The sequence below is a fragment of the Enterobacter cloacae complex sp. 385G4 genome (assembly GCF_057320665.1).
Genome location: NZ_JBXWDD010000001.1, coordinates 854,046 through 879,657, shown reverse-complemented (window position 1 = coordinate 879,657; position 25,612 = coordinate 854,046). Strand labels below are relative to the sequence as shown.

Annotated in this window: 28 protein-coding genes and 1 other annotated feature; of the genes, 10 read left to right on the top strand and 18 right to left on the bottom strand. The window is 53.1% G+C overall.

Translation table 11 applies throughout. The features are described 5' to 3' along the window. Window positions 1-40 precede the first annotated feature (40 nt). Window positions 41-262, top strand: coding sequence for a DNA-binding transcriptional regulator (locus AC2FAJ_RS04385; protein WP_048975131.1), 222 nt, complete (start codon window positions 41-43; stop codon window positions 260-262). Between the two features lie 214 nt (window positions 263-476). After that, window positions 477-1,859: a putative phage abortive infection protein gene (locus tag AC2FAJ_RS04380; protein ID WP_485453864.1), complete on the top strand. Its 1,383-nt coding sequence runs from the start codon at window positions 477-479 to the stop codon at window positions 1,857-1,859. A 158-nt stretch (window positions 1,860-2,017) separates the two neighbouring features. Here AC2FAJ_RS04380 and AC2FAJ_RS04375 read toward each other — a convergent pair whose 3' ends face one another. Then, a complete protein-coding gene (locus tag AC2FAJ_RS04375) occupies window positions 2,018-2,314 on the bottom strand; it encodes a YciI family protein (RefSeq protein ID WP_485453863.1) in 297 nt (98 codons plus the stop codon). Between the two features lie 222 nt (window positions 2,315-2,536). Between AC2FAJ_RS04375 and tonB the strand changes: the two genes are divergently transcribed. Further along, complete coding sequence (tonB, locus tag AC2FAJ_RS04370; protein ID WP_041912000.1) at window positions 2,537-3,259, top strand: TonB system transport protein TonB; 723 nt, start codon at window positions 2,537-2,539, stop codon at window positions 3,257-3,259. A gap of 38 nt (window positions 3,260-3,297) precedes the next feature. Here tonB and yciA read toward each other — a convergent pair whose 3' ends face one another. The 4 genes from yciA to AC2FAJ_RS04350 all read right to left on the bottom strand — a co-directional run bounded on the left by yciA (window position 3,298) and on the right by AC2FAJ_RS04350 (window position 5,567). Continuing rightward, window positions 3,298-3,693, bottom strand: coding sequence for an acyl-CoA thioester hydrolase YciA (yciA, locus tag AC2FAJ_RS04365; protein ID WP_041909616.1), 396 nt, complete (start codon window positions 3,691-3,693; stop codon window positions 3,298-3,300). 104 nt (window positions 3,694-3,797) lie between these two features. Continuing rightward, entirely contained in the window at window positions 3,798-4,337 is a 540-nt protein-coding gene (locus AC2FAJ_RS04360) for a septation protein A (RefSeq protein WP_028013419.1), read from the bottom strand. A gap of 56 nt (window positions 4,338-4,393) precedes the next feature. Beyond that, window positions 4,394-5,137 carry a YciC family protein gene (locus AC2FAJ_RS04355; protein ID WP_045630546.1) on the bottom strand — a complete coding sequence of 248 codons (744 nt, stop codon included), beginning with the start codon at window positions 5,135-5,137 and terminating at the stop codon, window positions 4,394-4,396. 25 nt (window positions 5,138-5,162) lie between these two features. Further along, on the bottom strand, window positions 5,163-5,567 hold the full coding sequence (locus AC2FAJ_RS04350) for a YkgJ family cysteine cluster protein (RefSeq protein ID WP_045630545.1): 405 nt from the start codon (window positions 5,565-5,567) through the stop codon (window positions 5,163-5,165). Between the two features lie 282 nt (window positions 5,568-5,849). On the opposite strand from AC2FAJ_RS04350, the gene ompW reads away from it, so the two are divergent. Further along, the gene (gene ompW / locus AC2FAJ_RS04345) at window positions 5,850-6,482 is read left to right on the top strand and encodes an outer membrane protein OmpW (protein ID WP_045260668.1); all 633 of its coding nucleotides are present in this window, start codon (window positions 5,850-5,852) and stop codon (window positions 6,480-6,482) included. 46 nt (window positions 6,483-6,528) lie between these two features. Here the strand turns inward: ompW and AC2FAJ_RS04340 are convergent, their stop codons facing one another. From AC2FAJ_RS04340 to yedE, 3 genes are all read right to left on the bottom strand, one after another. Then, the gene (locus AC2FAJ_RS04340) at window positions 6,529-6,867 is read right to left on the bottom strand and encodes a hypothetical protein (protein ID WP_071530987.1); all 339 of its coding nucleotides are present in this window, start codon (window positions 6,865-6,867) and stop codon (window positions 6,529-6,531) included. A 126-nt stretch (window positions 6,868-6,993) separates the two neighbouring features. Next, a complete protein-coding gene (gene yedF / locus AC2FAJ_RS04335) occupies window positions 6,994-7,227 on the bottom strand; it encodes a sulfurtransferase-like selenium metabolism protein YedF (protein ID WP_003856774.1) in 234 nt (77 codons plus the stop codon). After that, the gene (gene yedE, locus AC2FAJ_RS04330; RefSeq protein WP_485453862.1) at window positions 7,224-8,435 is read right to left on the bottom strand and encodes a selenium metabolism membrane protein YedE/FdhT; all 1,212 of its coding nucleotides are present in this window, start codon (window positions 8,433-8,435) and stop codon (window positions 7,224-7,226) included. Before yedE ends, yedF begins: the two co-directional genes overlap by 4 nt. On the opposite strand from yedE, the gene AC2FAJ_RS04325 reads away from it, so the two are divergent. Beyond that, a complete protein-coding gene (locus AC2FAJ_RS04325; RefSeq protein ID WP_155963350.1) occupies window positions 8,434-8,685 on the top strand; it encodes a hypothetical protein in 252 nt (83 codons plus the stop codon). The two genes, yedE and AC2FAJ_RS04325, sit on opposite strands and share 2 nt — an antisense overlap. Window positions 8,686-8,787: 102 nt before the next feature. Here AC2FAJ_RS04325 and AC2FAJ_RS04320 read toward each other — a convergent pair whose 3' ends face one another. From AC2FAJ_RS04320 to trpL, 7 genes are all read right to left on the bottom strand, one after another. After that, the gene (locus AC2FAJ_RS04320; RefSeq protein ID WP_041909624.1) at window positions 8,788-9,921 is read right to left on the bottom strand and encodes an acyltransferase family protein; all 1,134 of its coding nucleotides are present in this window, start codon (window positions 9,919-9,921) and stop codon (window positions 8,788-8,790) included. A 307-nt stretch (window positions 9,922-10,228) separates the two neighbouring features. Further along, window positions 10,229-11,038 (bottom strand): tryptophan synthase subunit alpha, encoded by an 810-nt coding sequence (gene trpA / locus AC2FAJ_RS04315; protein ID WP_041909626.1) that lies wholly within the window; start codon window positions 11,036-11,038, stop codon window positions 10,229-10,231. Further along, the gene (gene trpB, locus AC2FAJ_RS04310) at window positions 11,038-12,231 is read right to left on the bottom strand and encodes a tryptophan synthase subunit beta (protein WP_028013413.1); all 1,194 of its coding nucleotides are present in this window, start codon (window positions 12,229-12,231) and stop codon (window positions 11,038-11,040) included. Before trpB ends, trpA begins: the two co-directional genes overlap by 1 nt. Before the next feature lie 10 nt (window positions 12,232-12,241). Next, window positions 12,242-13,600, bottom strand: a complete 1,359-nt coding sequence (gene trpCF, locus AC2FAJ_RS04305; protein WP_041909630.1) for a bifunctional indole-3-glycerol-phosphate synthase TrpC/phosphoribosylanthranilate isomerase TrpF — start codon at window positions 13,598-13,600, stop codon at window positions 12,242-12,244. A gap of 3 nt (window positions 13,601-13,603) precedes the next feature. Further along, the gene (trpD, locus tag AC2FAJ_RS04300) at window positions 13,604-15,199 is read right to left on the bottom strand and encodes a bifunctional anthranilate synthase glutamate amidotransferase component TrpG/anthranilate phosphoribosyltransferase TrpD (RefSeq protein WP_485453861.1); all 1,596 of its coding nucleotides are present in this window, start codon (window positions 15,197-15,199) and stop codon (window positions 13,604-13,606) included. After that, a complete protein-coding gene (locus AC2FAJ_RS04295; protein ID WP_063942357.1) occupies window positions 15,199-16,761 on the bottom strand; it encodes an anthranilate synthase component 1 in 1,563 nt (520 codons plus the stop codon). The genes trpD and AC2FAJ_RS04295 overlap by 1 nt, the downstream gene beginning before the upstream one ends. 25 nt (window positions 16,762-16,786) lie before the next feature. Then, window positions 16,787-16,880, bottom strand: a sequence feature (Trp leader region). Beyond that, a complete protein-coding gene (gene trpL, locus AC2FAJ_RS04290) occupies window positions 16,857-16,901 on the bottom strand; it encodes a trp operon leader peptide (RefSeq protein ID WP_106993556.1) in 45 nt (14 codons plus the stop codon). It overlaps the preceding feature by 24 nt. Window positions 16,902-17,040: 139 nt before the next feature. Between trpL and rnm the strand changes: the two genes are divergently transcribed. The 3 genes from rnm to rluB all read left to right on the top strand — a co-directional run bounded on the left by rnm (window position 17,041) and on the right by rluB (window position 19,512). Beyond that, window positions 17,041-17,922: an RNase RNM gene (gene rnm, locus AC2FAJ_RS04285; RefSeq protein WP_028013409.1), complete on the top strand. Its 882-nt coding sequence runs from the start codon at window positions 17,041-17,043 to the stop codon at window positions 17,920-17,922. Further along, window positions 17,919-18,539: an L-threonylcarbamoyladenylate synthase gene (locus tag AC2FAJ_RS04280; RefSeq protein WP_003856793.1), complete on the top strand. Its 621-nt coding sequence runs from the start codon at window positions 17,919-17,921 to the stop codon at window positions 18,537-18,539. Before rnm ends, AC2FAJ_RS04280 begins: the two co-directional genes overlap by 4 nt. A 97-nt stretch (window positions 18,540-18,636) precedes the next feature. After that, entirely contained in the window at window positions 18,637-19,512 is an 876-nt protein-coding gene (gene rluB / locus AC2FAJ_RS04275) for a 23S rRNA pseudouridine(2605) synthase RluB (protein WP_060571744.1), read from the top strand. 35 nt (window positions 19,513-19,547) lie between these two features. Here rluB and cobO read toward each other — a convergent pair whose 3' ends face one another. After that, complete coding sequence (cobO, locus tag AC2FAJ_RS04270; protein ID WP_060571745.1) at window positions 19,548-20,138, bottom strand: cob(I)yrinic acid a,c-diamide adenosyltransferase; 591 nt, start codon at window positions 20,136-20,138, stop codon at window positions 19,548-19,550. Next, window positions 20,135-20,896 carry a YciK family oxidoreductase gene (locus AC2FAJ_RS04265; protein WP_485453860.1) on the bottom strand — a complete coding sequence of 254 codons (762 nt, stop codon included), beginning with the start codon at window positions 20,894-20,896 and terminating at the stop codon, window positions 20,135-20,137. Before AC2FAJ_RS04265 ends, cobO begins: the two co-directional genes overlap by 4 nt. A 251-nt stretch (window positions 20,897-21,147) precedes the next feature. Here AC2FAJ_RS04265 and sohB point away from each other — a divergent pair, with 251 nt between their 5' ends. After that, window positions 21,148-22,194: a protease SohB gene (sohB, locus tag AC2FAJ_RS04260; RefSeq protein ID WP_485453859.1), complete on the top strand. Its 1,047-nt coding sequence runs from the start codon at window positions 21,148-21,150 to the stop codon at window positions 22,192-22,194. A 34-nt stretch (window positions 22,195-22,228) separates the two neighbouring features. Here sohB and AC2FAJ_RS04255 read toward each other — a convergent pair whose 3' ends face one another. Further along, entirely contained in the window at window positions 22,229-22,480 is a 252-nt protein-coding gene (locus AC2FAJ_RS04255) for a YciN family protein (protein WP_003856804.1), read from the bottom strand. Window positions 22,481-22,879: 399 nt separating this feature from the next. Between AC2FAJ_RS04255 and topA the strand changes: the two genes are divergently transcribed. Then, window positions 22,880-25,477, top strand: a complete 2,598-nt coding sequence (gene topA, locus AC2FAJ_RS04250) for a type I DNA topoisomerase (RefSeq protein ID WP_485453858.1) — start codon at window positions 22,880-22,882, stop codon at window positions 25,475-25,477. The last annotated feature ends 135 nt before the right edge of the window (window positions 25,478-25,612 follow it).

The window sequence follows — 25,612 nt, the reverse complement described above, 5'->3', positions numbered from 1 at the left end:
AGTAAAATTAACGCATAAAAAATTAAATGAGGTGCTCGCCATGTTTCACTGTCCAAAATGCCATTTCGCCGCTCACGCCCGCACAAGTCGCTATTTTACTGACACGACCAAGGAGCGTTACCACCAGTGCACAAACATCAACTGCAGCGCTACATTTGTCACCACGGAAACGGTAGAGCGCTTTATTGTATCGCCGGGGGTAGTAGTGCCAGCTGCACCCCACCCGACAACGTCAGGGCAACAACAGATTCATTGGATGTAATTTACCGAGAATTCCCTGCACATACGGTGGAGCGGACTGTCTAGGTATCTTCAGAAGAACAATGGAACTATAGATATCAATTAAAATAAATATTTTTAGTTCCATATTTTATCGTGACATGTTAATAGCTTAAGCTTTACAATTTGAAAAGCTCTTTTCAATTTTTGGATTTCTTAACATGTTCCCTATCCGCAAACCGTTGGTTGTTATAATCGTGAGCGTACTGGTTTTAATCTTTGCGCTTATTGGTAATGAGTTAGGTTTTTACTCTTATCTTAATTCTAACTGGAATTGGGATAAAGCAGTTGCTTTGGCAAGTGCAACAGGAACAGTTGTAGCAGCGATAGCAACATGGCTTGCTGCTAACCGAGCAGCTGATGGTGCAGAGATTGCCAGACGGTCAATGGAATCTTCAGAATTAGCCGCTAAGGCTACTCTTCAGGAAACACAGTTATTTAACTTGCGGACTGGTTTTGAAAACCGTTATGCATTACTGCTGGCGCAACATGATCAGTATCACCGGCAACTTTGTGAGTATATTGATTGTGAAAAGGAACGTCATAATAGATTTCCTGAAAAACCATCAAAGGTTCACGTAGTGAGTTTTTTCGATAACGTTTTTGATTCACATGATCTTAAGTCGATTCTGGCATTTCTAACTGGTCATGAAATAATCAGTCGTTATATGCGAACGCTATATCATTTGTTGAAGTTTGTAGATGATGATTTTTATTTGAGTCAGAACGATTGCGATTTTGAAGAAAAGAAAAAATACACTTCGCCAGTTCGCTCTGTTATAAGAAATGATGTCTTATTAATGATCGCATTGAACGCTCTCAATGTAGTGTCTGAACGATCGATAAAATCAGGGTATCCTAAATATCAAAGACTATTGCATTCTTTTGATTTTTTCGAACATGCAATATTTACACACCCTTCAGAACCAAATAGTATATTTAATAGTGATGATTGGACTCAATTGATTTATAATCAAATCAAAAGTAAACAGTCGGAATACGATGATGCTTGGAGAAATAATTCTCAGTCAAAAATTTTTGACATCCCCTCTATTAGCTTGTTCTCACCACTAATGTTGTGCCTTTTGATCTATCAAAACCCTATTAAAAAGACTGCTGAAGATGTTTTGGTTGGTTTTTATGACTACTTAATCAATTTTAGTCTTAAATATGATTTAGAAAAAATAATTAAGAGCTATGAGAAAAGTAAAAGTTATATTGATAAATACAGTGAGTTGTTTTATAGACAAAACAATTTAGCTGAATGGATGCCCGTTGAAAATGCTATTTTGGAAGAGATTCGCAATGAAGTAAATAATAGAGGGACATACTCCTATAGTTCTTTCTTCTTCCATCTTCGGTCGAAAGGGGAAGATAGATGGGAGTCTATCGAAGGTAGATCTATTTATGGAAATTTTGAAACGGTTATGAGGTATGAAAAGTTGTACGGCGAAGTAATTGAGAGGGGAGGTGAGATTCAGTATCTAGATTTTTTACGTCATAAATACATGGAAGAATGCGATGAATTTATTAATGTGGTTTCCGCTTATGATGTAAATAAATTTTTAAAAAAATTATGAGTTTTGCTTAGGGGAATTTAAAAAAATTAGTGGAAAAACCCCGCGTTCGCGGGGTTTATAGTTTCGATGTGGTCAATATGTGGACATGAAATGAAATAAATCCCTTTATTTCAGATAATTAAGTTGTTTAAAAAAGCTCCTGCGGGAGCCTTTTTACATCAGAACACTTTCTTATACGGTCGCACCGTCACTTTTGCATACACACCCGCCGCAACGTATGGGTCTGCGTCAGCCCAGGCCTGCGCCGCTTCAAGAGACTCAAACTCAGCAATAACCGTGGAGCCAGAAAAACCGGCGGCTCCCGGGTCATTGCTGTCAACAGCAGGCATTGGACCCGCGGTCAGCAAACGGCCTTCGTCATGGAGCAGCTGCAGGCGAGCCAGATGGGCAGGGCGAACAGAGAGACGTTTTTCGAGGGAATCAGCGACATCTTCAGAGTAAATCACGTAAAGCACGGTGAAGCTCCTTAAGCGTTATAAAGTGTCAGTTACGTTATGTGAAAGGGCAATTGACTGCAATGTAAAGATAAAAACAACGTTAATACCCCGATCTGGATGTCCTTTTTTTGACCACTCCTGCGCTTAAATTGCGCCAGAACAAAGTGTCTTATTGAATATGATTGCTATTTGCATTTAAAATCAGGGTCCGGTTTTTTAACGTTGATGATTATGACTTCGATGACCCTTGATTTACCTCGCCGCTTTCCCTGGCCGACGTTGTTGTCCGTCGTGATTCACGGTGCCGTCGTGGCGGGTTTGCTCTACACCTCGGTTCATCAGGTTATTGAAATGCCCGCACCCGCCCAGCCGATCTCGGTAACCATGGTCTCGCCAGCGGATCTCGAACCGCCGCAGGTTGCGCCACCACCGCCACAGCCAGTTGCTGAGCCTGAACCGGAACCCGAGCCTGTACCGGAGCCACCGAAGGAAGCACCGGTGGTGATCCACAAACCTGAACCGAAGCCAAAACCTAAGCCAAAACCGAAGCCGGTGAAGAAAGTTGAGGAGCGTCCGAAACGTGAAGAACGCCCGGTTGAACCGCGTGCGTCCCAGCCGGTCGAGAATGCAGCGCCTTCGCGTCCGGTCATGAATAACAGCGCACCGGCGGCGAAGCCGACGGTTGCCGCACCAGCGGGCCCACGTGCGTTGAGCCGTAATCAGCCTCAATATCCGGCGCGGGCTCAGGCCTTACGTATTGAAGGTCGCGTACGGGTGAAATTTGACGTCACTGCGGATGGCCGCGTGGATAACGTGGAAATCCTGTCTGCTCAACCTTCTAATATGTTTGAGCGCGAAGTGAAGTCGGCGATGCGCAGATGGCGCTACGAACCCGGTAAACCGGGAAGCGGACTGATCGTGAACATTGTTTTCCGCCTGAATGGCGGGGCGCAGATGGAATAAGAAAAGCCTCCGAAAGGAGGCTTTTTTTTGCCTGCCACTCAGGCTGGCGGAAGCTGACGAGGTTTACCGTCGCTATCGACAGCGACATAAATAAACAGCGCTTCAGTTGCTTTATAGCGCTGTCCAATCGGTTCAGAAGAGACTTTCTTCACCCAGACTTCAATATTGATGGAGATGGATGTATTGCCGCGCTTTACGCAGCGGGCGTAACAGCAAACCACATCACCTACCGCAACCGGACGCAGGAAGGTCATTCCATCCACCCGCACGGTCACCACGCGTCCGTGAGCAATCTCTTTTGCCAGAATTGCGCCGCCCATATCCATCTGCGACATCAGCCAGCCGCCAAAAATATCGCCATTGGCATTGGTGTCAGCGGGCATTGCCAGTGTGCGTAAAACCAGTTCGCCCTGAGGGGCGTTATTTGTTGTCATTGTTTTAACTCATAACGGAAGACTTCAGGCGGGATGCTACTATGATTTCACAGCGGAGAGAATAGACCAGAACGCCTGTCGAACACGTTCTGGTCAGTCAGCAATCAGTGCTTGTCGTCCTGCGGCATGTGGCGATAGATATAAATGCCGCTTAGCAGGGTGAATATCAGCGTCAGGGCCGTCAGGCCGAAGACCTTAAAGTTGACCCAGATATTCTGTGGCAGCCAGAAAGCGATATAGATATTGGCAAGACCGCAAAGGATAAAGAACACCGCCCAGGCGATATTCAGGCGCGACCAGACCTCCTGAGGCAGCGTCAGCTCTTTGCCGAGCATGCGCTGGATCAGCGGCTTTTTCATCACCCACTGGCTGATGAGCAGCGCACCCGCAAACAGCGCGTAGATCACCGTCACTTTCCACTTGATAAATTCATCATTGTGGAAGAAGAGGGTTAGCCCACCGAATACGGCGACAAGGACGAACGTTACCAGCGCCATTTTTTCAACTTTACGGTAGCGCACCCAGCTGTAGATCAGCACAACCGCTGTCGCAATAATCAGCGCCGTGGTGGCAGCATAAATGTCATACAGTTTGTAAAACGCGAAAAAGACCACCAGCGGTAAAAAATCAAGAAACTGCTTCATTCTGTGATTCCATCTTCTTTGTTGAGCCGGACCCTGTAATGCACCCGGCATCAGGGTTACTGACGAATTAACATATACAGGCGGAACAGATAGACAAGCAGCACCGCTGAAATCAGGTTGCTCAGTGTATTCGCGACCACCGCGCCAACGTTCGGGGTTAATACCGCAAAATTCGGAGCAAACAGGAGCAGGAGCGTTTTTGCCAGCAGCCAGGCAATGACTGCGGGAGCCACCAGACGCATATTAGCCCATGCGAGTCGGATGCTGCTGCGCATCGCGGTAAAAATTCCCATTTTATCCTGAACGACCATTACTGGGGCAAAAGCGAGCACAATAGCCAGTAACACGCCCGGCACCACAACCAGCATAATTCCCATCTGCACCAGCATGGTGGTTAAAAAGATCAGAATAAACAGCTTAGGTAAGACCGGCGCGCTGGCACCAATCGCCCGCAAGGCGCTGACCCGGTGGCCCGCCGACACCAGTTGGATCATCAGCAAAACGCCGCCCGCCAGAATGGCGTTACCAATCAGGCCAGAAAACGTGGATGCGGCAGACGCCCGGAGCAGAATTTGTTGCTGCTCTGGCGTCATGTTTTGCACCAGTTCAAATAGCCCAACGCTTCCTGCAAGATGGTCGCCCTGGCTCAGGCTGGCAATCTGTTCTTCACTCGGTGAGAACGCATGACCCAGCACCACAGTGATAAAGGCGCAAAGCAACGCGATCAGTAAAAAGGTAATGAACTGATTGCGGAAAAAATTTCCCGTGTCACGGTAGACAGACTTCGCCGTGATAGACATGCACTCTCCTTGCGTATTGCAGGTGTTAATTAGCCGGCAATTGTACACCGGATGAACCTGCTGTGGCAGCATCAAGGCTTGTATGGAAAAGCATATCTTTGTAAAGCGGCGGTAATCCAAAGCGCGCGCGGGCGCGATTACAGGCTTCGTTGACCTGCCCATCTTCCCCCGACATGGCAAATTCCCGGCACGGGCTGGGGCGATCCTCATAGATTGCGCACCGGGTCGAAACCCCGGGCTCACCCTGCAGCGCGACACAGCGGGCCTGCTTTTGATTGGTGCCGCTCATGCAGCGTAGAAAGGGGGTTAACGGCTCAGTAAGATGAACCGGAACGGTACCGCCGCCATCGCTGGCTTCAGCCCAGTAGAAAGAGACTCGAAAATACGCACAACAGGCTCCGCACGTCATGCACGGGTTAACTTCACTCATGGCACACCTGCAAAAAAAGAACGCATCAAATCAACTTGTGAGAGCGATAAATTATCCAGCCGACAGAGGAAGAGCAAGAGGGAGAAAACAGAAAATTTTGTAACTGTGAAATGCCAAAAATTGACATAGAAACAACTTATTGCTTTTCAAAGCGCCACAAAAAATTAACCCAGATCAATGAATGTTAACTTACTGGTTTTAATGTGATCTGTGGCAGATCACTTATTACTCTTTTGTGAGTATATTCTCATCCGCGATTAAAACCACAACGATGGAGAGGATATGAAAAAATTAGCGGTGGCAGCCCTTGTATTAAGCAGTCTCTCTGGCGGCGCGTATGCGCATGAAGCAGGCGAATTCTTTATTCGTGCCGGTTCGGCTACGGTTCGCCCAACTGAAGGATCGGATAACGTGCTGGGTATGGGCGGTTTTAACGTCAGTAACAACACCCAGTTAGGTTTAACATTCACCTGGATGGCGACGGATAACGTTGGGGTTGAGCTTCTGGCGGCAACGCCGTTCCGTCACCGTGTCGGTCTTGGTGCGACCGGTGATATCGCCACGGTTCACCATTTACCGCCAACGCTGATGGCGCAATGGTACTTTGGCGATGCCAGCAGCAAGGTGCGTCCATATATTGGCGCGGGTGTGAACTACACCACCTTCTTCGATGAGAAATTCAACGATACCGGTAAAGAGGCAGGACTCTCCGATCTCAGCCTGAAAGACTCGTGGGGTATGGCTGGGCAGGTTGGTCTGGATTATCTGATTAACCGCGACTGGCTGATCAACGCCTCGGTCTGGTATATGGATATTGATACGGACGTACGCTTCAAGGCGGGCGGCGAGCAGCAAAGCATCAATACGCGTCTGGATCCGTGGGTGTTTATGTTCTCTGCGGGTTATCGTTTCTGATCCCCCGTCAAACTGGCCACAGGGTGGCCAGTTTGCTTTGCTCACGTCAAAACGACGGATAAACCGGCCGCTCATCGAGCTTTACGCAGTGCCTCAGGATCGTTTCCCCATCATATAAATAGCTGAAAGCGTCGCTGGATACGGAATGGAAGAGAATATCGCCGTTGGCAAACGGGATCATTTCGGTATCACCCGCACGTTTATGCCCCGCACCGGTTTCAAAATGGCCGCGCCACCGTTCCTGAGTGTGGTCATAAACGTGCAGAATAACCTCGACAAGTCCTCTTTGCGGACAATTAAGACGCAGGAAAGTAGAAGAGAAATTCAGGGACAGCGCGTGGAAGGGAATCAATAAGGCGAAGACCAGTAAAGCTCGTAAATACATCAAACCGCGAAAACCTCCTTCAAAAGGGAAATGAGATTTTACTTAAGTCATAAATAACGTTTTTGTCGTGGATCAAGATGTCTTATAATTCAATACGATAAAGGCCCCTGACGAGGCCCTTAGCGATCATTTTTGAATCAGATAGCGAATGGTTGGACCATCCTGCTGGATATCCAGCACCGTATAACCGTGGTTTTTCGCATCCAGCGGTATGTTGTTGATGGACTGCGGGCAGTCGCTGACCACCTCCAGAATTTCACCTTTCTTAAGCTGCGGCAGCGCTTCAAGCGTAGCCACCGCCGGATAGGGACAGGGCTCGCCAACCATATCCAGACGATAATCAGGCACGATCTCTTTCATGCTGCATTCTCCTGCGTTTCTGTTTTAACGCTCGCACGGCGGAAGAAACGTCTCTCCTGTGCGACGACCAGTAAAAAAGCGACCAACAGCAGGGCGTAGGTGACGAGCAGGCCGCCGAGAGGTCCGAAGGTATTCAGCAGATTAACCTTATCCCAGCGGGTGGCCAGGACGGGTGACACGTCATCCCAGTAGTACGCCAGGATCGTCGAGCCAATCACATTACCCAGCCCCACCCACCAGTAGTGCACCTGGCCTTCGACGGCGCGATACATCCAGCCGGTTTCACATCCGCCAGCCAGCACGATCCCGAAGCCGAACAGCAGGCCGCCAATGACCGCGTTAGGACCGGCCCACATGATTTTCGGTTCGACGCCCAGTTGAACATAGCTGAAGATGCCGATGGCGCTGACCGCCATCCCGGCGATAATCGCCTTCGCCATCATCGTGCGTCCGGTGATCCACATATCGCGAAACGCGGAGGTGAAGCAGATCTGCGCGCGTTCAATGAGCAGACCAAAACCCACGCCAAACAGCATCGCCAGACTGAGCTTAGGCTGGTTCAGGGCGGTGCAGAGCGCCCATGCCACCATGGCGAAAAAGACCAGCATTCCGAGGCGGAAACGGCGCTTTGCCTGCTCCGGTTTTTGGGTTAGCGGGGACGCCGCGCTGACTTTTGTCATTTTCACCGGAATGCGGAACAGCGGCAGAAGGGTGAATTTTGCTCCGAAGTAAGAGCCAATCGCCGTGGCCACGGCAAAAAACCAGGCATGAAGGGAGAACTGCGGAATCCCCGTAAAGAACGCGGCCAGATTACAGCCCATCGCCAGGCGGGCGCCAAACCCGGCAATCATACCCCCGACTACCGCCTGCATGATGCGAACGCGGCTTTTGGGCATGCGCAGCTTAACGTTGTTTGCCCACAGCGCCGCAGCGAAGCAGCCGCCGAACATGCCGACGATCATCATCCCGTCGATACGGGTAAGCGGGGTACCGTCCAGGTGAATGAGTTTGAAGTATCCCCACTCTTCGGTGTGTACGCCTGCGAGCTGCAGCAGTTGCCCACCCCAGCGGGTGAATTCACCGGTGACGGCCCAGAAGGTGCCGGTAATGCCGAAATAATAAGTAGAGAGAATGCCTGCCGCGATGACGGCCGGAACAGGTGACCAGAACTTAACCAGGTAAGTCTGTTTGAAGGATTGCCATGACATGAATAAGCCTCTGAACTCAGAAGGTGTAAGTGAATTAAGCGGACTGGAATATATATCTTTTTCTAAATATCTAAAAGTTCTCAACAGAGATTTTCCAATTACTTACACCTTTTATGACCTCCGTCATCGAAACTTGCAACTCACTGTAAACCGTATATTCTCAACATTTACTTTCAAGCTTGCTCCAGAAGATAACCGTTGGATGGCGTGGTGTAACAAAGTGAGTCTAACGCCTGAGAGGGGGGCTTAAATCTCAGGGGTTAGAAACACCTGCTATGGTATATCATAAAAATAAAACCAATGAATCATATAATAATGACTTTAATCTCCGGCGCCTGCGCGCCGGAGATGATTATTTCTCGTATACTTTCTTTATGCTACTAATGCTCATTTTCTTTATGAAAGGTCTTTCAATAAAGTGGTAAGTAATGGAAGATAGAAAGCATATTGCCGCGTAGCATAAGACTAAGATCACAAAAGTATGAACATTTAACTCTGGTTCATTGTTTGTTTTGAAGTGAAGGATTAAAGGGAATAAAATCAACCCTTGCGTCAAATATAAACTGTAGCTTATTGCACCGAGACGAATGGCTGCTTTGGTAATTAAAAAACCAAAAAGATTCGCGCCTGAAACTACTGAAAAGAATATCGCGCAGAGGAATAGTTTCTCAGAAGGACCGTAAAGTGTTGGTTGCGCTAACAGGGTTATAAGAATCGTGCAAATCAAAGCAGCATTGGCCAGTTTTTTTGTTATGACTATTCTGTCTTTGATTTCCCGGCATAACATTCCGATGAAAAAATAAGACCACAAAGATGAATCGTTCGTAAAGCCTGGAAGAAAATATACGGAGAAGGCAAAAAGAAAAATGGTTAATTCAAAGGACCATTTTTTGAACATATATAACAACGGAAGAGAGAAATAGAAAATCCATTCCCAGCGCAGTGTCCACGTCACCCCAGCCAGAGCCATAAAAGGATACTGGAAAGTAGTGACCGGCGGTTTGTCATTCCAGAGTCCCAAATCAAACCAGGAAAGCGCGTTGTTTATTACACTAAGAGAAAATTCATTTCGTTCGGTTAATAAGAAAAGTAAAGATAGAGCTGCTATGGAGCAAAATACGGATAGCGGTGCAATTCTGTAAAGGCGTTTTTTATATAATTCAATCCAATCCACTTCATTTGCTTTTCTGATTTTCCCCCAAAACAAAAAAGCTGTAATCATAAAAAATAAAGCAACCCCGTATCGCCCAAAATAGAGCAACAAGTCTGATGTCGGAGCCCAATTGCCTTTTTTAATAAATGTATAAGCACAATCCATATGATGAAATATGACAAATGAGGCAAGGACGTATCTCATACCATCTATACTGTTTGACCTTGTCGGTTCAGTATCTTCATCTATAAATTTGAATAGCGGTAGGCTAAAAATCACAATTGCCAAGGCTAAGCATGTGAAAACTAAGTAAATCGAAAAGTATAAATCCATCTTCAAACCTTACGGATATTTGTATAGATATAATTGGAAGGCTTTACCTGACCTCGATGCCATTCTAGCATTGCTTCTTATTATCGTCGAGATGATGTATCACATTTAATCCCTTGAAAATTGGTTGATTTCTATACCCCGCGGCACCGCATGACGCTATGTCGTCAGCTTTTTTCTCGCTAATCTGTTGATAAGTGCAATTCAGTATTTATGTTCCGTTTATTTCATTGGAGTGGAACGCTGTAAAACAAAAGGAAGTGTAAAAAAGAGGGCAACCGTCTGGCAGGGATGCCAGACGGTGGAGGGGTCAGGCTTTACGCGTCGCCGCCTTCATGGCAGTCACAAACGCCTTCAGCTCGGCCAGCATCTGCTCGGGCTTGTCCACGTTCTTCTCGATGATCTTCACAATCGCGGAGCCGGAGATGGCGCCCGCCGCCTTCGCGTCAATCGCCGCCGTGACCTGGTCGGGAGATGAAATCCCAAAGCCCTGCAGCGGAGGCGCGGCATGGTACTCGGCCAGCTTTTCCACCAGATGATGCAGCGGCAGTGCAGCTTTATTCTCGGCGCCAGTCACGCCCGCGCGCGAAAGCAAATAGGTATACCCGCGCCCGTAAGAGGCTATCTGGCGCAGCAGTTCATCATCGGCGTTAGGCGGGCAGATGAAAATAGGGGCGACATTGTGACGCATCGCAGCCTGGCGGAACGGCGCGGACTCTTCCACGGGCACGTCTGCTACCAGGACCGAGTCGACACCCACGCGCGCGCATTCGGCATAGAACTCATCAACACCACGGTTGAACACCAGGTTGGCGTACATCAGCAGGCCAATTGGAATGGTTGGGTGCTTCTGGCGGATCGCCGCCAGCATTTCAAAGCACTGGGTTGGGGTCACGCCTGCCGCAAAGGCGCGCAGGGTGGCGTTCTGGATGGTCGGGCCATCCGCCAGCGGATCGGAGAACGGAATACCCAGCTCCAGCGCGTCGGCGCCGGCTTCAATCAGGGCGTCGATAATCTTCAGAGACTGCTCAGGGCCCGGGTCGCCAAGGGTAACGAAGGGGACGAACGCGCCTTCCTGGCGGGATTTCAGTTCTGCAAATACGTTATCGTAGCGTTCCATCAGATTTCCCCTCGTGCTTTCAAAATATCGTGAACGGTGAAGATATCTTTGTCACCGCGACCGGAAAGGTTCACCACCAGCAGTTGCTCTTTTTCCGGGTTCTCTTTCATCATTTTCAGCGCGTGCGCCAGCGCGTGAGAAGACTCCAGCGCCGGGATGATCCCTTCGCTGCGGCACAGCGTTTTGAAGGCTTCCAGCGCTTCGTCATCGGTAATGGAGACATAGTCCGCGCGCCCCGTGCTGTTCAGGAACGCGTGCTGTGGCCCAACGGACGGGAAGTCCAGTCCGGCAGAAATTGAGTAAGACTCTTCAATCTGCCCTTCATCGGTCTGCATCATCGGGGCTTTCATGCCGAAGTAGATCCCCACGCGGCCATGCTTCAGCGGCGCGCCGTGCTCGCCAGTTTCAATCCCATGACCGGCAGGCTCGACGCCAATCAGCCCTACGCGGGTTTCGTCGATAAAATCGGCAAACATGCCGATGGCGTTAGACCCGCCGCCGACGCAGGCAATGACTGCATCCGGCAGGCGACCCTCTTTTTCAAGGATCTGCGCTTTGGTCTCTTCACCGATCATGCGCTGGAATTCGCGCACGATGGTCGGGAACGGGTGAGGACCTGCCGCGGTGCCGAGCATATAGTGCGCGGTTTCGTAGCTGCCGGACCAGTCGCGCAGCGCTTCGTTACAGGCATCTTTCAGCGTCGCAGAACCGCTGTGCACCGGGATCACTTCCGCACCCATCAGGCGCATACGGAACACGTTCGGCGACTGACGCTCAACGTCTTTAGCACCCATATAGATGCGGCACTTCAGGCCGAGCAGGGCGCTGGCGAGCGCAGAAGCCACGCCGTGCTGGCCCGCGCCGGTTTCGGCGATGATTTCGGTTTTACCCATACGCTTCGCGAGCAGCGCCTGGCCCAGCACCTGGTTAGTTTTATGCGCGCCGCCGTGCAGTAGATCTTCACGCTTAAGATACAGCGTGGTTTTGGTGCCTTCGGTCAGGTTGCGGCATTTGGTCAGCGCGGTTGGACGCCCGGCGTAGTTTTTCAGCAGGTCGGTAAACTCCGCCTGAAACGCCGGATCTTTCTGCGCGCTCACGAACGCTTCTTCCAGCTGGCGCAGCGCGGGCATCAGGATTTGCGGAACGTACATCCCGCCGAATTCACCAAAATACGGGTTAAGTAATGTCGTCATCTTCTCTTCCTTAATATGCACGCAGAGTTTTAAACACCGAGGCCAGCTTGCTGGCATCTTTGATACCCGGTTGCGACTCTACGCCTGAATTGAAATCGAGGCCTGCGCAGCCGGTTTTCGCGGCTTCCACACAGTTATCCGGGCTTAGTCCGCCCGCCAGCAGGACGTTGTCCAGCTTTTCGCCGTTCAGCAGCGACCAGTCAAAACGTTGTCCGGTGCCGCCCTGGCCGTTGTCGAGCACGTATTTGTCAACGTGGTGAAGATTACGTGCGGGCAGGGTGGTGCCCACGCTTTGTGCTTTCCAGATTTGAACCTGCGGTGCAAGCGCGTCTCGCAGGGCATTGATATACGCCTGATCTTCATCGCCATGGAGCTGAACGGCACTCAGGGATAACGCGTCGGCTTTTGCCACAACGTCTGCGACATCCGCATTGCGGAACACGCCAACATAGCTCAGCGGGGCCGCCGCGATTACCTTACGGGCCTGTTCCTCATTGACTGCTCGAGGAGAGGTGTCGACGAAGATTAAACCGCCATATATTGCTCCTGCCTCATACGCGGCCAGCGCATCCTGTTCGCGGGTCAGGCCGCAGACTTTGTTTTCACCCAGCAGCACGCGACGCACCGCCGCATTGAGGTCGTCATGTTCCATCATGGCGGAGCCAATCAGGAAACCGTTGGCGAAGTGGCTCAGCTCGCGCACCTGGGCGTAGCTGTTAATGCCGGACTCGCTGATCACCGTGACGCCCGCACCCAGACGCGGCGCCAGCTGGCGGGTGCGGTTCAGGTCAATCGACAAGTCGCGAAGATCGCGGTTGTTGATGCCGACCACTTTGGCTTCCAGCGCGATGGCGCGCTCAAGCTCTTCTTCGTTACTCACTTCGGTCAGCACGCCCATTTTCAGGCTGTGCGCCACGGCAGCAAGCTGGCGATACTGTTCGTCATCAAGTACCGAGAGCATGAGCAGGCAGGCATCGGCCTGGTAGAAACGCGCCAGCCAGATCTGATACGGGTCGATAATAAAGTCTTTGCACAGGATCGGCTGCGGTGCGATGCCGCTGACGATCGGCAGAAAATCGAAGCTGCCCTGGAAATATTTCTCATCCGTCAGCACGGAGATTGCCGACGCATGATGCTTATAAATACCGGCGATACGCGCCGGGTCGAAATCGTCACGAATAACGCCTTTTGAGGGAGAGGCCTTTTTGCACTCCAGAATAAAGGCGGTACGTGCACCCTGCAGGGCGTCATAGAAACGACGGCTGCTCGGGACGACGTCATTCTGGAAACTGGCAAGCGGCTGCTCTGCTTTGCGTGCTTCCACCCAGATGGCCTTATCGGCAACGATTTTCGCTAAAACGGTCTGCATTCTTTACCCTCTTGCCGCAAGTGCGGTAACGCGATCGTAAGCTGCACCGGAGCGCAGTACATCCAGAACTTTTTGAGCATTGGCCTTCAGGTCTTCCTCACCGTGCAAACGCATCAGCATGGCGACGTTGGCAGCCACGGCGGCCTCATGAGCGGCCTCACCTTTACCTTGTAGTAAGCGCGTCAGAATGTCACGGTTTTCTTCCGGCGTACCGCCTGCCAGCGCTTCCTGATGGTACGGCGTTAAGCCGAAATCAGACGCCTCAAGCTGATAGCTGAGTACTTCACCATCGTTAAGCTCGGCCACCAGCGTCGGCGCATGCAGCGAAACTTCATCCATTCCGCCGCTGTGCACCACGGCGGCGCGTTTGTAACCCAGCACGCGCAGCGTCTCGGCAATCGGCAGGACCAGCTCAGGGCTGTAAACGCCAATTAATGCCAGCGGCGGATGGGCCGGGTTGATCAGCGGGCCGAGCACGTTAAATAGCGTGCGGGTTTTAAGCTGCTGGCGAACCGGCATCGCGTGGCGGAAACCGGTGTGATATTTCGGCGCAAACAGGAAGCAAACGCCCAAATCGTCCAGCGCTTCACGCGAACGCTCGGCATTCATCTCCAGATTGATGCCAAACGCGGCCAGCAGATCGGACGAGCCTGAACGGCTGGAGACGCTGCGGTTACCGTGTTTTGCCACTTTCAGTCCACACGCTGCGGCGACAAAGGCACTGGCGGTCGAAATATTGATGCTGTTGCTGCCGTCGCCACCGGTCCCGACGATATCCGCAAACTGATAGTCCGGGCGCGGGAACGGAGCGGCATTTTCCAGCAGCGCGGTGGCCGCACCGGCGATCTCCTGCGGGCTTTCGCCGCGCACTTTCATGCTCACCAGCGCCGCCGCCAACTGCTCAGGCTTCAGCTCGCCGCGCACCACGGCGGAAAAAAGCTGGTGGCTCTCCTGTTGGCTCAGGGTCTGGGCCTGATACAGTTTTTCCAGAATCGGCTGCAGGGTGTTGGTCTGCTCCAGCTTCTGCAACGCCCAGTCAAGGGTCTGCTCCAGCAGGCGGGCGCCATTGGAGGTCAAAATAGATTCCGGGTGGAACTGCATCCCGCAGACGCGATCCGCATCGTGGCGTACCGCCATCACCATCCCTTCAAACGAGGCGTTAATGGTCAGCCCGGCCGGAATGTTGCTGCCGACCAGCGAATGATAGCGCGCGACCGGGAGCGGATTCGGCAGCCCGGCAAACATTGCCTGGCCGTCATGTTCAGTGCTGGAGGCTTTTCCGTGCAGGATCTCGCCCGCCTGGCCGACGTAACCGCCGTAGGCTTCCACGATTGCCTGGTGACCAAGGCAGATACCGATAATCGGCAGCTTGCCGCGCATACGGGTCAGCAGTTCGGGCATACAGCCCGCTTCGCTCGGCGCGCCCGGCCCCGGAGAGAGCATCAGTACCGGGTTTTGCATGGTCGCCAGACGGTCAATCAGGGTCTGAGCCGGAACGTGGTTGCGGTAGATAACGACGTTGTGACCATTCGCACGCAGCTGATCTGCCAGGTTATAGGTAAAGGAGTCGATATTATCGAGCAGCAGAATGTCAGCCATCAGAAAATCTCCTGTGCGTGGTGTGCGGTAGCGATGGCGCGCAATACCGCGCGTGCTTTACTGCGGGTTTCGTCAGCTTCAGACTGCGGAACAGAGTCAAGAACAATCCCGGCGCCGGCCTGAACGGTGGCAATACCGTCTTCGACGTAGGCGGAGCGGATCACGATGCAGGTATCAAGGTCGCCGTGTGCGGTGAAGTAACCTACCGCGCCGCCGTAGCTCCCGCGACGACGTCCTTCCGCTTCGGCGATAAGCTGCATGGCACGCACCTTCGGCGCGCCGCTCAGGGTGCCCATATTCATGCAGGCACGGTAGGCGTGCAGCACGTCGAGGTCGCTGCGCAGTTCACCCACCACGCGGGAGACCAGGTGCATCACGAAGGAGTAACGGTCAACTTTGGTCAGGTCTGCCACGTAGCGGCTGCCCGGGGTGCAAATGCGCGCCAGGTCGTTACGCGCCAGGTCAACCAGCATCAGGTGTTCGGAGAGCTCCTTGTGGTCGGTTCGCATTTCAAGTTCGATGCGGCTGTCCAGATCGCGGTCCAGCGAGCCATCGGCACGACGGCCACGCGGACGGGTGCCCGCAATCGGGTAGATCTCAATCTGGCGGCTGGTGGCGTCGTACTTCAGCGAGCTTTCCGGCGAGGCGCCGAACAGCGTGAAATCATTGTCCTGCATAAAAAACATATATGGGCTCGGGTTGCTCTTCTTCAGCACGTCGTAAGCCGCCAGCGGTGACGGGCAGGGCAGCGAGAAACGGCGGGACGGCACAACCTGGAAAATCTCCCCGGCGCGAATAGCCTTTTGCATCTGGCGAACCACGGCCCCGTATTGATCGTCGGTCTGGTTAACGTCGCATGTCATTTTTTCCACGTGCTGTACCGGCAGCGCAGGCGGCGCTTCCGTCATCTGCTGCCGGAGCTGAGCGATGCGATGCTCAAGGCGGTTTTTCTCAGACGCAGACGGCGTGAACAGGCTTGCCTGGATGCGGGTATATTTTTTCTGATGGTCGATCACCAGCAGGGTTTCGGCCAGGTAGAAACAGTAGTCCGGGCAGCGGTTGCCCTGCTCGGTTTCCGGCAAATCTTCAAAACCGGCGACCAGGTCGTAAGCAAACAGCCCGCCGAAGAACATTGCTTCGCGCTCATCTTCCGGCACGGTGACAAGATTTTGCAGCAGGCGGAAGGCATCGAACACGGACAGCGAGCAGAGGCGCGCGTCTTCGTCCAGCAGCTGGCTTACCGGTGGGAAATGCAGAATTCGCAGGTCCGGGTGACGTTCATTATCGATGCCCGCGGGCAGAGCCGCATCCAGCAGCGGCAGCAGCGATGCGCCATTATCAGAGAGCGCCTTAATGGTGACGGTGTCACCTAACGCGGTAATGCGCAGCGCGCTGTCGACCAGCAGCAGGCTTTTCAGATCGTCCTTACTATCGATATCCGCAGACTCCAGCAGCAGCGTCGCCGGACGCGCGCCGCACACCTGATGAAACAGCGCGGTCGGGTTGTGGCGATAGACCGCCTCGCAGGTCAACAGTTCGAGATGAGGTTTGGCTGTTTGCATGTTGTGGTTCTCATTTATTCTGTTCAAAAAAAAGCCCGCTGGGTAGCGGGCGGGTATCTGTTTGCATTTCGCAGATGCGTGACACTGCCCGAAGATCAGGAAGTGCGCCACCAACCGTGCAGAGTGAAATGTGCTGTCATTTTCAGATACCTTTCTCGTGTGAACTTGCGTACTAGTTAACTAGTTCGATGGCGTATTGTCAACCCTTGATTTCAGAATTTCACGTTAAGTCGGTATCATGGTGTTTTCGGATGTCTCCAACCTGTTATGGGAAGTGCTTTGAGCGATACCACCTACGCGATTATTTATGATTTACACAGCCATACTCAGGCCTCTGATGGCCTGCTGACACCCGAAGCCCTGGTTCATCGCGCGGTTGAAATGCGTGTCGGCACGCTGGCGATAACCGATCACGATACCACCGACGCCATTCCGGCGGCGCGCGCCGAGATCGCCCGCAGCGGGCTGGCGCTGAATCTGGTGCCCGGCGTCGAGATCTCGACCGTCTGGGAAAACCATGAGATTCATATCGTTGGCCTGAACATTGATATAGAACATCCGGCACTTCTTGCCTTTTTGCAAGAACAAAAAACGCGCCGCAACCAGCGCGCGGAGATGATCGGCGAGCGTCTGGAGAAGGCGCATATTCCGGGCGCGCTGGAAGGTGCGCAAAAGCTGGCGAACGGCGGGGCGGTCACCCGCGGTCATTTCGCCCGCTTTCTGGTTGAAGCGGGCAAAGCGACGACCATGGCGGATGTCTTTAAAAAGTATCTGGCGCGCGGGAAAACCGGATACGTTCCGCCACAGTGGTGTACAATAAAACAAGCTATTGATGTCATTCATCATTCTGGCGGTAAGGCCGTGCTGGCCCATCCGGGACGGTATAATCTTTCTGCTAAATGGCTGAAACGGCTGCTGGCGCACTTTGCCGAATGCGGTGGCGAGGCGATGGAAGTCGCCCAATGTCAGCAGGCGCCCAACGAGCGCGCGCAGCTCGCGACTTACGCCCGCCAGTTTGGCCTGCTAGGGTCACAGGGCTCTGATTTCCACCAGCCCTGCGCGTGGATCGAGCTGGGACGCAAGCTCTGGCTACCCGCTGGCGTTGAGCCGGTCTGGCAGCTCTGGGAGCAGCCGCAGCAAATTGAAGAGAGGGAAGTATGAGTCAGTTTTTCTATATCCATCCGGACAATCCGCAGCCACGTCTGATTAACCAGGCCGTGGAGATCGTCCGCAAAGGCGGCGTGATAGTCTACCCGACCGATTCCGGCTACGCGCTGGGCTGTAAAATTGAAGATAAAGGAGCGATGGAACGCATTTGCCGTATTCGTCAGCTGCCGGACGGCCATAACTTTACCCTGATGTGCCGCGATCTCTCTGAGCTGTCGACCTATGCGTATGTTGATAACGTGGCGTTTCGCCTGATTAAGAACAATACGCCGGGCAACTACACCTTTATTCTGAAAGGGACGAAGGAGGTGCCGCGTCGCCTGCTGCAGGAAAAGCGTAAGACTATCGGCATGCGCGTGCCGTCGAACCCGATTGCCCAGGCGCTGCTGGAAACCCTCGGCGAGCCGATGCTCTCCACCTCGCTGATGCTGCCGGGAAGCGAGTTTACCGAGTCCGATCCGGAGGAGATAAAAGATCGTCTGGAGAAGGTGGTGGAGCTGATTATTCACGGAGGTTATCTCGGCCAGCAGCCGACTACCGTTGTGGATCTGACCGAAGACGCGCCTGAAGTGATTCGTGAAGGCGTGGGTGATGTTAAGCCTTTCTTGTAAAGGTGTAAGCAGATATACTACGCGGCCATCAAAGCAGGGCTCGGCTCTGCTTTTGACCTGATTCGACGCCTGTGAAGGCGACACCTGAGGAAGCTCAATGAGCGAGAAGTTACAGAAAGTGCTGGCGCGTGCCGGCCACGGCTCACGCCGTGAAATCGAAGCCATTATAGAAGCGGGCCGCGTGAGTGTGGACGGTAAAATCGCCACGCTGGGTGACCGCGTAGAAATCGTACCGGGGCTCAAGATCCGCATTGACGGTCATCTTATCTCCGTGAAAGAGTCCGCGGAACAGATCTGCCGCGTGCTGGCGTATTACAAGCCGGAAGGCGAGCTGTGTACGCGCAACGACCCGGAAGGTCGTCCAACGGTGTTTGACCGTCTGCCAAAACTGCGCGGCGCCCGCTGGATTGCGGTGGGTCGTCTGGACGTGAACACCTGCGGTCTGCTGCTGTTCACCACCGATGGTGAACTGGCAAACCGTCTCATGCACCCAAGCCGTGAAGTTGAGCGTGAATACGCCGTTCGCGTCTTCGGCCAGGTCGATGAAACTAAACTGCGCGATCTGTCGCGTGGCGTGCAGCTGGAAGACGGCCCTGCGGCGTTCAAAACCATCAAATTTACCGGTGGTGAAGGGATTAACCAGTGGTACAACGTTACCCTGACCGAAGGCCGTAACCGTGAGGTGCGTCGTCTGTGGGAAGCGGTAGGCGTGCAGGTTAGCCGCCTGATCCGCGTTCGCTACGGCGACATTCTGCTGCCGAAAGGTCTGCCGCGCGGTGGTTATACCGAGCTGGATCTTACCCAGACTAACTACCTGCGCGAGCTGGTTGGCCTGACGCCGGAAACCACTTCTAAAGTGGCGGTGGAGAAAGATCGTCGTCGTATGAAGGCGAATCAGATCCGTCGTGCGGTGAAACGCCACAGCCAGGTGAACAGCAATCGTCGCTCTGGCAGCCGGAATAACAACGGTTAATCGAAAAAGCCCGGTGAATTCACCGGGCTTTTTCTTTAGTAATCAATGCCAATTTGTGCTTTGATGCCTGCATCAAACGCATGCTTGACCGGACGCAGCTCGCTGACGGTATCTGCCAGCTCCAGAATCTCACGATGACACCCACGACCTGTAACGATAACCGTCTGGTGCGCAGGGCGGCTCTTCAGTGCATCCAGCACCTCCTCCAGCGGCAGGTAGTCGTAGGCGACCATATAGGTGATCTCATCCAGTAGCACCATATTCAGCGAGGGATCGGCCAGCATTCTTTTAGCGTGCTCCCAGACGGCCAGACAGGCTGCGGTATCGGTTTCCCGGTTCTGCGTATCCCACGTAAACCCGGTCGCCATCACCTGAAACTCAACGCCGTGAGGTTCAAGCAAATTACGCTCACCGTTGGGCCATTCCCCTTTGATAAACTGGATGACCCCCACTTTTTGCCCGTGGCCGACGGCGCGCGTAGCGGTGCCAAACGCGGCAGTAGTTTTGCCTTTACCATTGCCGGTAAAAACGATGACGATCCCACGCTCCTCCTGAGCTGCCGCGACGCGCGCGTCAACCTGTTCCTTCAGACGCTGCTGTCGCTGCTGATGACGTTCTTCACTCATTGCGAAATTCCCGGTTTGCGGCCCGGCTGGGCATCAAAGGTCATTCCGGTTTTGCGGCGGCTGTCGTCGCCCATCAGCCAGAGATAGAGCGGCATAATGTCTGCCGGGGTTTTCAGCTTCAGCGGATCTTCCGTCGGGAACGCGCTGGCGCGCATGCTGGTGCGCGTACCCCCCGGATTAATGCAGTTTACGCGCAGATGGCGGCTCTGATACTCATCCGCCAGCACCTGCATCATGCCCTCGGTCGCGAATTTTGAGACAGCATAAGCCCCCCAGTTTGCGCGTCCCTCGCGGCCTACGCTGGAAGAGGTGAAGACCAGAGATCCAGACTCGGATTTGAGTAATAAAGGAAGCAAGGCCTGCGTGAGGAAAAAAGTACCGTTAACGTTAACCTGCATTACCTGCTGCCAGATTTCAGGATCCTGTTCATCCATTGGACGCACTTCACCTAACAAACCGGCGTTGTGCAGTACGCCGTCAAGACGTGGGTAGTGGGTACTGATACGGTGAGCAAGCTCCTGGCAGAGCGCTGGGGTGCAGGTCAGCAAATCGAGCGTGTACCAGGGGGCAGGTGTCCCGCCTGCGGCCTCAATTTCCTGAGCGACCCCTTTGAGCTTTTCTTCGTCACGCCCAATCAGAATTACGCTTGCGCCATATTCAGCGTACGTCAGGGCCGCTTCGCGACCAATACCATCGCTGGCGCCGGTGACAAGAATGATTCGGTTCTGCAGCAGGTTTTTTTGCGGTTGATAATGCACGGTGACTCCTCAGGCGCACGGTGTCTCAATCACGCCTTCATAATGACTTTTCGGCTTTATGCCCGAATTAGCGTGAGAATTCAATCAGTCTACAGGACGCATTGCTGCAAAATTAACAATTTGCAAATATTTAAACCGCAGCGCGGGGATTCCTGAAGACGGCTCGCAGAGGTAATGTCACGGGCGAGACGCAGGGGCAGGGCTGTTGTACACTGCCGTGAAAGATTCGTGGTTAAATCAAGGTGGAACGCGTGGAATTACTTTCTCAATATGGGTTGTTTTTGGCCAAAATCGCGACGGTGGTGATTGCCATTGCCGTGGTTGCCGTTCTGATTGTCAACCTGACGCAGCGCAAGCGTCAGCGTGGGGAGTTACGCATCACCCGCCTGAGCGAGCAGTATAAAGAGATGCAGGAAGAGATGTCCCTCTCGCTGCTCGATAGCCATCAGCAGAAGCTGTGGCTGAAAGCCCAGAAGAAAAAACACAAGCAGGAAGCCAAAGCCGCGAAGGCGAAGGCAAAGCTCGCGACGCCGCAGGGCGACGCAAAACCCCGCGTCTATGTGCTCGATTTTAAAGGCAGCATGGATGCGCATGAAGTCGCTTCGCTGCGCGAAGAGGTGACTGCGGTTCTGGCTGTAGCAACGCCGCAGGATCAGGTGGTGGTGCGTCTTGAGAGCCCGGGCGGGGTGGTACACGGTTACGGGCTGGCCGCTTCACAGCTGCAGCGTCTGCGCGAGAAGCAGATCCCACTTACCGTGGCGGTAGATAAAGTCGCGGCGAGCGGCGGCTATATGATGGCCTGCGTGGCGGACAAAATCGTTGCGGCGCCGTTTTCCATCATAGGTTCCATTGGCGTGGTCGCACAGATCCCTAACTTTAACCGCTTCCTGAAAAATAAAGAGATTGATATCGAACTTCACACGGCGGGTCAGTACAAACGCACCCTGACGCTGCTGGGGGAAAACACGGAAGAGGGGCGCCAAAAATTCCGTGAAGATCTGAATGAAACTCACCATCTCTTTAAAGACTTCGTACATCGCATGCGCCCAACGCTGGATATTGAACAGGTGGCGACCGGTGAGCACTGGTACGGCATCCAGGCGCAGGAAAAAGGGCTGGTGGATGAAGTGGGTACCAGTGATGACCTGCTGCTCAACCTGATGGAAGGCCGGGAACTGGTAGGCGTGCGCTTTATACAGCGCAAACGGCTGATGGACCGCTTTACCAACAGTGCGGCGGAAAGCGCGGACCGCCTGCTGCTTCGCTGGTTACAGCGCGGACAAAAACCGCTGCTGTAAACAAAAACGCGAGGCATATGCCTCGCGTTTTGCATTAGTCGACCAGGTGATATTTCTCTGAAAGCGTATGCGCCAGGTATTTAAACATATTAAACACGGCAGTGCTTTTCGGGGTCGGTAACCCCTGCTCGTCAAGGAAGTATTCGCCGCTGAAAACCAGCACGCCATTACGTTGCTCAACGCCGGTGGCTTCAATGCCTGCCAGCGTATCTTCATGGTCACGAATAAGCTTGTTTGCTTCGATAAGCAGAGAGGCTCGGTCAATGGGTTGGGTCGTATTCTGCATAATCCACTCCTTAAACAGTGACAATAGTCTACGCCGGGGGCGCTTTGGGGGCAAATTTTCCCTGTAATGTGAGGGGATAAGATGCAGAGGGCAGGTTGGCGGGATTTGCTTTTGCATGCTAATAAAGTTGCGTAACGAATTTTATCAGGTAGAGTGTGCGCTTTCGTCATTCTGGCAACAGAATTGCTTGACATTCGACCGGGAATTCGTCACGAATTATACGAGATGTGAGAAAAATACCCGAAAACTCAATGACCTGGATGTCGCCATTCTGACGTTCGGTAAGACATAGGGGTTGATATCCCCTGACGCAGTCGCAATATCATTGGCTCGTCGTCAGCGGAAGGGAAATCAACGTGCGGCGTATTCCTGGAAGAATTAAATTAGGTAAAGGTGAATATGGGTAAAGCTCTCGTCATCGTTGAGTCCCCGGCAAAAGCCAAAACGATCAATAAGTATCTGGGTAATGACTACGTGGTTAAGTCCAGCGTTGGTCACATCCGCGATTTGCCGACCAGTGGCTCAGCCAGCAAAAAGAGCGCAGACTCTACCTCCACCAAAGGGGCTAAAAAGCCTAAAAAGGATGAACGTAGCGCGCTTGTCAACCGCATGGGTGTTAACCCATGGCACAACTGGGATGCACAATATGAAGTGCTGCCCGGGAAAGAAAAAGTCGTTAACGAGCTGAAGCAGCTTGCTGAAAAAGCAGACCACATCTATCTCGCAACCGATCTTGACCGCGAAGGGGAAGCCATTGCGTGGCACCTGCGGGAAGTGATCGGCGGGGATGACAAACGCTACAGCCGCGTAGTGTTTAACGAAATTACAAAGAATGCGATTCGTCAGGCGTTTGAGAAGCCGGGCGAGCTGAATATCGACCGTGTGAACGCCCAGCAGGCGCGTCGCTTTATGGACCGCGTTGTGGGCTACATGGTTTCTCCCCTGCTGTGGAAAAAGATTGCCCGCGGCCTGTCTGCAGGACGCGTGCAGTCTGTAGCCGTGCGTCTTGTCGTTGAGCGTGAACGCGAAATTAAAGCCTTCGTGCCGGAAGAGTTCTGGGAAGTTGACGCCAATGTCACCACCCCGGGCGGTGATGCGCTGCCGCTGCAGGTAAGCCATCACAACGATAAGCCTTTCCGTCCTGAAAACCGCGATCAGACCATGGCCGCCGTGGCGCTGCTGGAAAAAGCGCGCTATCAGGTACTGGAACGCGAAGATAAGCCGACCAGCAGCAAGCCTGGCGCGCCGTTTATCACGTCCACACTGCAACAGGCGGCGAGCACCCGTCTGGGTTACGGCGTGAAGAAAACCATGATGATGGCCCAGCGCTTGTATGAAGCGGGTTACATCACCTACATGCGTACTGACTCCACCAACCTGAGCCAGGACGCGGTGAACATGGTGCGCGGCTACATCAGCGACAACTTCGGTAAAAAATACCTGCCGGAAAGCGCCAACCAGTTCGCCAGCAAAGAGAATTCTCAGGAAGCGCACGAAGCGATTCGTCCCTCTGATGTCTCTGTTTTAGCCGAGTCGCTGAAGGATATGGAAGCCGACGCCCAGAAGCTGTATCAGCTGATCTGGCGTCAGTTTGTCGCGTGTCAGATGACGCCAGCGAAATATGATTCCACTACGCTGACCGTTGGCGCGGGCGACTTCCGCCTCAAGGCACGCGGTCGTATTCTGCGTTTCGACGGCTGGACGAAAGTGATGCCTGCGCTGCGTAAAGGTGATGAAGACCGTACGCTGCCTGCGGTAAACAAAGGCGACGAGTTGTCGCTTGTCGACCTGGTTCCGGCCCAGCACTTCACCAAGCCGCCTGCTCGCTTTAGTGAAGCGTCGTTGGTTAAAGAGCTGGAAAAACGCGGGATTGGTCGTCCGTCAACCTACGCGTCAATCATCTCGACCATTCAGGACCGCGGTTACGTTCGCGTAGAGAACCGCCGTTTCTATGCCGAAAAAATGGGTGAGATTGTCACTGACCGTCTGGAAGCTAACTTCCGCGAATTGATGAACTACGACTTCACCGCGCAGATGGAAGACAGCCTCGACGAAGTGGCCAGTCACAAGGCGGAGTGGAAGAAGGTTCTCGATAGCTTCTTCAGGGACTTTACCAACCAGCTTGAGAAAGCGGAGAAAGATCCTGAAGAGGGTGGCATGCTGCCTAACCAGATGGTTCTGACCAGCATCGACTGCCCGACCTGCGGCCGCAAGATGGGGATCCGTACTGCGACAACGGGCGTGTTCCTTGGCTGTTCAGGCTATGCGCTGCCACCAAAAGAGCGCTGCAAAACAACCATCAACCTGGTGCCGGAGAACGAAGTTCTCAACGTGCTGGAAGGTGATGATGCGGAAACCAACGCCCTGCGCGCGAAACGCCGCTGCAAAAAATGCGGCACGGCGATGGACAGCTATCTGATCGATCCTAAACGTAAGCTGCACGTGTGTGGTAACAACCCAACGTGCGACGGGTATGAGATCGAAGAGGGTGAGTTCCGCATTAAAGGCTATGACGGCCCGATTGTGGAGTGCGAGAAGTGTGGCTCTGAAATGCACCTGAAAATGGGGCGTTTCGGTAAGTACATGGCCTGCACCAACGACGAGTGTAAGAACACGCGCAAAATTCTGCGCAATGGTGAGGTTGCTCCGCCGAAGGAAGATCCGGTTCCGCTGCCAGAATTGCCGTGTGAAAAATCCGACGCGTACTTCGTGCTGCGTGATGGTGCCGCAGGTGTCTTCCTGGCCGCCAACACCTTCCCGAAATCGCGTGAAACGCGCGCCCCGCTGGTGGAAGAGCTGCATCGCTTCCGCGATCGTCTGCCTGAGAAGCTGCGTTATCTGGCCGATGCGCCACAGCAGGATCCTGAAGGCAATAAGACGGTGGTCCGTTTTAGCCGTAAAACGAAGCAGCAGTACGTTGCGGCAGAGAAAGAGGGTAAAGCGACCGGATGGTCCGCCTTCTTTGTCGATGGCAAATGGGTTGAAGGCAAGAAATAATATTTCTTAACCGTAGCTTACCCGTGAAAGGGCCGGACTTCCGGCCCTTTTTTATTACCTTATTATTATTTTTTGTTCCGTACTATACAGTCAGGCTATAAGTGATATAGTGGTTATAGTTAACACTTTTTTTAT

Coding starts and splice junctions, on each gene's coding strand:
- AC2FAJ_RS04385 (WP_048975131.1), top strand. CDS start 41: ATGTTTCACTGTCCAAAATGCCATTTCGCCGCTCACGCCCGCACAAGT.
- tonB (WP_041912000.1), top strand. CDS start 2,537: ATGACCCTTGATTTACCTCGCCGCTTTCCCTGGCCGACGTTGTTGTCC.
- yciA (WP_041909616.1), bottom strand. CDS start 3,693: ATGACAACAAATAACGCCCCTCAGGGCGAACTGGTTTTACGCACACTG.
- AC2FAJ_RS04360 (WP_028013419.1), bottom strand. CDS start 4,337: ATGAAGCAGTTTCTTGATTTTTTACCGCTGGTGGTCTTTTTCGCGTTT.
- AC2FAJ_RS04355 (WP_045630546.1), bottom strand. CDS start 5,137: ATGTCTATCACGGCGAAGTCTGTCTACCGTGACACGGGAAATTTTTTC.
- AC2FAJ_RS04350 (WP_045630545.1), bottom strand. CDS start 5,567: ATGAGTGAAGTTAACCCGTGCATGACGTGCGGAGCCTGTTGTGCGTAT.
- ompW (WP_045260668.1), top strand. CDS start 5,850: ATGAAAAAATTAGCGGTGGCAGCCCTTGTATTAAGCAGTCTCTCTGGC.
- AC2FAJ_RS04340 (WP_071530987.1), bottom strand. CDS start 6,867: ATGTATTTACGAGCTTTACTGGTCTTCGCCTTATTGATTCCCTTCCAC.
- yedF (WP_003856774.1), bottom strand. CDS start 7,227: ATGAAAGAGATCGTGCCTGATTATCGTCTGGATATGGTTGGCGAGCCC.
- AC2FAJ_RS04325 (WP_155963350.1), top strand. CDS start 8,434: ATGAATAAGCCTCTGAACTCAGAAGGTGTAAGTGAATTAAGCGGACTG.
- yedE (WP_485453862.1), bottom strand. CDS start 8,435: ATGTCATGGCAATCCTTCAAACAGACTTACCTGGTTAAGTTCTGGTCA.
- AC2FAJ_RS04320 (WP_041909624.1), bottom strand. CDS start 9,921: ATGGATTTATACTTTTCGATTTACTTAGTTTTCACATGCTTAGCCTTG.
- trpA (WP_041909626.1), bottom strand. CDS start 11,038: ATGGAACGCTACGATAACGTATTTGCAGAACTGAAATCCCGCCAGGAA.
- trpB (WP_028013413.1), bottom strand. CDS start 12,231: ATGACGACATTACTTAACCCGTATTTTGGTGAATTCGGCGGGATGTAC.
- trpCF (WP_041909630.1), bottom strand. CDS start 13,600: ATGCAGACCGTTTTAGCGAAAATCGTTGCCGATAAGGCCATCTGGGTG.
- trpD (WP_485453861.1), bottom strand. CDS start 15,199: ATGGCTGACATTCTGCTGCTCGATAATATCGACTCCTTTACCTATAAC.
- AC2FAJ_RS04295 (WP_063942357.1), bottom strand. CDS start 16,761: ATGCAAACAGCCAAACCTCATCTCGAACTGTTGACCTGCGAGGCGGTC.
- AC2FAJ_RS04280 (WP_003856793.1), top strand. CDS start 17,919: ATGAGTCAGTTTTTCTATATCCATCCGGACAATCCGCAGCCACGTCTG.
- rluB (WP_060571744.1), top strand. CDS start 18,637: ATGAGCGAGAAGTTACAGAAAGTGCTGGCGCGTGCCGGCCACGGCTCA.
- cobO (WP_060571745.1), bottom strand. CDS start 20,138: ATGAGTGAAGAACGTCATCAGCAGCGACAGCAGCGTCTGAAGGAACAG.
- AC2FAJ_RS04255 (WP_003856804.1), bottom strand. CDS start 22,480: ATGCAGAATACGACCCAACCCATTGACCGAGCCTCTCTGCTTATCGAA.
- topA (WP_485453858.1), top strand. CDS start 22,880: ATGGGTAAAGCTCTCGTCATCGTTGAGTCCCCGGCAAAAGCCAAAACG.